Below are 5061 nucleotides of genomic sequence, written 5' to 3' on the forward strand. Positions count from 1 at the left end.
CAAAGGGATCCCCAAGGTTGGGAAAAGATAAAAAATTTCCGCCAGCACCGTCAGAAGCAGCTCTTGCAGTTGGTACCCTGCCTCCGGCACCGCTCGCCCCCCTTGGAAGCGAAAGGAGGCCCAATCCTGCTGGGCATTCCAGATCAGCACCGGGCTGAAGGCCGCCAAAAACCCCAGCACTGCCACGAGTGCCCACCCCGACCTGAGGGCGCAGCGGTGGGCTGGGCTGAGCAGACAAAAGAGCACCAGGCCAAACCCCAACGCCAGGCCGTGGTATTTGCCTAGGCAGGCCAGCCCCACCAATAGCCCCATCAGGGCTAGCCTGGGCCCCGGTCGGTAGCGAGCTGCCCCATAGACCCCCAATTTCCCCTCCGCCAAGGGAGCTGGAAAAAACTCCTGGGCAGCCACCCACAGGGTTGCCGCCGTAAAAAACATCAGCGGGCTATCCGGCAGGGTCAGCACCCCAAACCCAATCCAGAAAATGGGCGCGATGCTAATGGTTGCCAGAGTGATCAGCCCTGCCTGCAGCGAAAAAAGCCGCGCCGCCGTGAGGTAAAGCAACAGGGAAGAGCCGCTGTAAACCAGCAGGGATCCCAATCGAATTGAAAAAGCCGACACCTGCCCCGTCAGAAGAGGCCCCAGGCCTGTGGTCCAGGCCACCAGCGGTGGATGGTCAAAATAGCTCCAGTCCAGATGGCGAGTGTAGAGGTAGTAGTAGGCTTCGTCAAAGCCCGGCGGCAACAGAGCAGCCACCCAGCAGCGCAGAAGCAGGCCCAACCCCAAAATCCACAGAGCAGCCCGCGGCAGCACAGGGGATCCCTTTGAGCGCGTGGACAGGTGTTATTGTCTCAGCTTTGGCCAACCTTGCCTCCCCTTGTTGGCTGGAAGGAGCTATCAGGATAGGTTGAGCCTAAGGCGTTGCCTCCGGCAGCTTGACCGGACACCCCAAAAGCTGGCCCCATTGCTCCGCTTCCGCCCTTGCCTTGCTATCATCAGAACCAAAACCCAGGTAGAATGAAGGCTTTCCCGATCGCAAGTGCACCTCTACATAAGCATTGCCAGCATCGCCACTGGAACCTCTTGACCTTGCAGACACAGAGGGATAGCTTGGCAGCCCCGTACTTTAGTGCAGAGCAGAAAAGCCCGTAAGCAACTTTAGTTGCCCATCAATGGTATAGCTGTTACTCGAAGTACCACTGAACCTTTTTGGAAGTAGGTTGGCGACAGCTTTTTACTCCCCTTCTGGGGAAGTATGCCCTCGCCTCCCACCTTTTCTCCCCAAGGAAAAGGGAGATTTGATGAGCGGGGACTTGAGACAATCCCAAGCTAAAAAATCCGGCGACCGAAACAGAGACCAAGGGAGGAACTCTATTGCGGCATTGGCCGGGATGCCTCGCCTGGGAAGGGATCCGCCGGAACCCTATTTGCCTCGCTGCAGAGGCGCTCGAGGCTGGCTCCCCAAGCTGCGCCCAAGAGCAAGGTTATCAACAGGTGAATGCGGCCATCCAAGATCACCACATCCAAAAGCCCCGCAGCAAAAAACGCCGTCAAGGCCAGTAAAACTCCCAAGAGGATCCCGTCTTGGGAGCAGCGCCAGGCTCCCCAGCTCCGCACCAAGATCCAGCCCCACAAGGCCAAATAGCCCAGCAGCAGAGGGATCCCGCCTTCTGCCGCTAGGTGCAAGTACAAGTTGTGGCAGTGGCCCAGCAGCTCCGGCGGATCCTGGGCGTTGTAGAGGGCAGGGAAGCTCTGCCAGCCCCAGCCCGTTAGGGGACGCTCCCGCACCATCTGCAGGGCAAAGCGCCAGGCATCCAGGCGGTTGGCCGTAGAGCTAAAGTAGGGGGCCTGGGGGTCAAAGGTGTCTGCCAACCGGCTCCAGATCAAGGAGGGCACAACCGCCCGCCAGCCGGGCCAATCCAAAGCCGCCGCCAAGCCGGCCAACCCCAAACTGGACAGGAGCAGGAGCCCCCACCAGCAGCGCCGCAGCGCCAGCCCAATGAGCAAAGCCAATCCCCCTGCCCCCCAGCCGTTGCGGGAGGCCGTCAGCAGCAACAGCAGGGATCCCAGCCCCAGCATTGCCGCCAGCCCTGCTCTGGTAAGGGGGGATGAGGCTACCCCCCACAGCCCCGCCGCCAAGCACAGGTGGATCACTAGGTAAATGGCCAGGATATTGGGGGAGGTGAAGGCCGCCGCCGGCCGCTCCCCGCCAGCCACTCCCGTAATCCAGAGCGGCCCCAAGAAGAGATGCCCCCGCCACCCCCACAGAACCTCTCCCCAGCCCAACAGCAGCATCAGTCCACTGCCTAGCACCAACACCTGCGCCAGGCGCCGGCGGCTGAGGGGATCCCTCAGTGCCCCAGCCAAGGCCGGCAGCATCAGCAGAAAAGGCCAGTAGTTGAACATCCCCAGCAAGCTCAGCCGCCAGTCTTCTGCCAGCAGCGCCGTTGTCACTGCAACCAGGCTCAGCAGGCCTGCCAAGCCCAACAGGGGATCCCGTCGGATCTGCTGCCAGGAGCGGCCATAGCTCTGCACCGTTCCCACCACCGCCAGCAGCAGACTGGGGGCCAGGTTTAGCGGGATCAGCGCTGCCGCTCCCAACAGCCAGCCCTGGGGCTGCGAAGGCCAGGGATGTGGCGGCAGGCCTTTAGAGGCAACTGAGGGAGAAAAATTACTCATCGTCGATGGGGATCCCCGGTCGTACCCGCCCCTGACCGAAGTAGCGGCCAAACTGCAGCTCGTACACCTCATCTTCATCTTGGGTTTCCACCCACAGCTCCGAGCGGGCATAGCCCACGCACAGCAGCCCGTAGCCCTGCTCCTTCAGCTCCCGCGAGATCCCCATCGCCTCCGGCTGGTAGAGGGATCCCTGCTGGATCCGCACCGCACAGGTGGTGCAGGCGCCGTTGCGACAGGCAAAGGGCAGTTGGATCCCTTGGGCTTCGGCAGCCTCCAGGATGTATTGGTCGGCAGGTACCTGGATGAGATAGTGGGTGTCTTTCTGGCGGTCGTGGATGTGAACCGGGTAGGAATGCATGGAGGAGAAGGGCCTTTGCCAAGATCAGGAGACTTCTCCATGATCCCATAGGATTTCAATGGAGTTAGGCTACTCCCCAGCTCGGTAGGATAAGCTGAAGGCAGGGCCCCAAGGAGAGCAGCCTATGCTAGAAACCCACAATTCCCCCCTACCCTCAGTGGAAAAACTGCCGGCCACCTTCTCAGCCGAAGTTTTCAACAAGCTCATGGAGAGCAATACCGAAACTCGCCCCTGGGGCAGCTTTACAGTGCTAGATGAGGGCCCTGGCTACAAGATCAAGCGGATTGTGGTGCTGCCCAAGCATCGCCTTAGCCTGCAGATGCACTACCACCGCAGCGAACACTGGATCGTTGTTGCTGGCACCGCCAAAGTTACCTGCGGCGATGAAGAGCGGCTGATCACCACCAACCAGTCCACCTACGTGCCCCCCTGCACCAAGCACCGCCTGGAAAACCCTGGCGTCATCCCCTTGGTGATCATCGAGGTGCAAAACGGCCAGTACCTGGGCGAAGACGACATCGTCCGCTTCAGCGACGACTATGCCCGTGCCAACGGTGGGCAACCGGCAAAAGCCTGAGCTTGGCATCCTTGGCCAGATAGCCTAGAACGGGAAAAAGATCATCAGCAGCAAGGCGGCAATCAAGCCCAGCGCCACCTGCACCGCCTGCCCAAAAGGAGGATGGCTGGTCACCACTTCGCCATAGCGGCTCTGGAAGCGGGACAGATCTAGGTAGGGAACTACCCCCCGCCGGAACCATCCCACCACCGCTCCTTCTTGGCCGATCAGCCTGCCTGCCCGGTTTGCTCCCAACAGGAAGTTGCCCAGCGGCCCAAACCGAGAAACATAGCGCAAGAAAATCATCCCCGTCTCATCCTGGAACTTGAGATCGGAGCCAAAGCGATAGCCCGGATCCCCTCGCCCAATCACCCGCCCCTGCAACTGCATCGGCAAGCCGCGCAAGGGGCTGGCGTAGGGGTTGCTCATCGCCTTCAACACCGTCAACGCCGGCGGGTTTTCCAAGCTGGGGTACATCACCGTCATCTTCAGCAGTAGGCCCAAGCTGGCTCCCGCCACGGCCAGGCCGGCAAACATGCCGTAAGACCCTGCCTGCAGAGCCGGGATCCCGAGCACCATCCCCAAGATCGCCCCCAGCCACTCGGCGTTTAACAAAACCACGTCCAGAAGAAAATTGCCGTAGAGCTGCTGGCGGTTGAGCTGCTTGCCCTGGGCCACCACGCTGGCCATGTCGAACTCCACCGGCAGATCCAGTTGTTCGGCATAGGTGCCCAGCGCCCGCACCCGCTTGCCAGTGAGGGGATGGGTGGAGTTCAGCTCCATCCACCAGGCCCAAGGGTTAAACAGATCCCACAAAAACACCCTGCCCACCTGGCTGGGATCCGCAGCCACCCGGTAAGCTGTTCCCGCCATCACCGCCGCCTTGGCATCGTAGATCCCCAAGGCCCGCGTCCCTTCCAGCAGGCGAGCACTGCGCTGTCGGGCTTCCTCATCCTGTTCCCGCTCCCCTTCTTGCACAATGCCAAAGGCTATTTTCACCAGAGCCCGCGAGAGGGCGTTGGGGTTGCCGGTGGTTTCGGCGGCAAAGTGATCGGCAAAGTACTCCCGCACCCGCGACAGATACAGCACCAAGTAGGAGCCAGCCACGTAGAAAAAGTAGGCGACCAGCGCCAAGGAACCTATGTTTTTGCCCCCTCTGCGATCCCGGCGGGTGTCGCGCAGGTAGACGTAGAGGAGGTAGAGGATCTGCACCAACGTGGAAGCCAGAGTCATGACCGCGAAATCCCAGTGGATCACATGCCCCAGCTCGTGGGCATAAACTGTAGCCACCTCCTCATCTTCCAAGTAGGTAAACAGGCCCTCGCTGACGACGATGCGGGCCGTATCCGGCAGGCTGCCATAGGTAAAGGCAGTGGGGTTTTGGTCGCGGATCAGACCCAGCTTCGGCTGCTTCAGCTTGTACTGGCGGCAGACCCGTTCGATCACCTCCGCGCTTTCGGGGCTGCGACGC

The 5061-nt window shown here is 61.0% G+C and carries 5 protein-coding genes; 1 reads left to right on the forward strand and 4 read right to left on the reverse strand.

Annotation, left to right across the window (positions count from 1 at the left end; translation table 11 throughout):
• The 3 genes from NW835_RS06315 to NW835_RS06325 form a co-directional block, all read right to left on the reverse strand.
• The coding region (locus tag NW835_RS06315; RefSeq protein ID WP_414414818.1) for a glycosyltransferase family 39 protein at nt 1-810 on the reverse strand (810 nt) is incomplete at its 3' end.
• A 558-nt stretch (nt 811-1368) separates the two neighbouring features.
• Nucleotides 1369-2676, reverse strand: coding sequence for an O-antigen ligase family protein (locus tag NW835_RS06320; RefSeq protein ID WP_414414819.1), 1308 nt, complete (start codon nt 2674-2676; stop codon nt 1369-1371).
• Nucleotides 2669-3034, reverse strand: coding sequence for a 2Fe-2S iron-sulfur cluster-binding protein (locus tag NW835_RS06325; protein WP_414414820.1), 366 nt, complete (start codon nt 3032-3034; stop codon nt 2669-2671). The genes NW835_RS06320 and NW835_RS06325 overlap by 8 nt, the downstream gene beginning before the upstream one ends.
• 205 nt (nt 3035-3239) lie before the next feature.
• Here NW835_RS06325 and NW835_RS06330 point away from each other — a divergent pair, with 205 nt between their 5' ends.
• Nucleotides 3240-3611: a phosphomannose isomerase type II C-terminal cupin domain gene (locus tag NW835_RS06330; RefSeq protein ID WP_414365547.1), complete on the forward strand. Its 372-nt coding sequence runs from the start codon at nt 3240-3242 to the stop codon at nt 3609-3611.
• A gap of 24 nt (nt 3612-3635) precedes the next feature.
• Here the strand turns inward: NW835_RS06330 and NW835_RS06335 are convergent.
• Nucleotides 3636-5061 (reverse strand): M48 family metalloprotease (locus tag NW835_RS06335; RefSeq protein WP_414414821.1); only part of this gene is annotated, 1426 nt, incomplete at its 5' end.

The sequence above is a fragment of the Synechococcus sp. OH2 genome (assembly GCF_047462155.1).
In the GTDB taxonomy this organism is placed as follows: Bacteria; Cyanobacteriota; Cyanobacteriia; order Thermostichales; family Thermostichaceae; genus Thermostichus.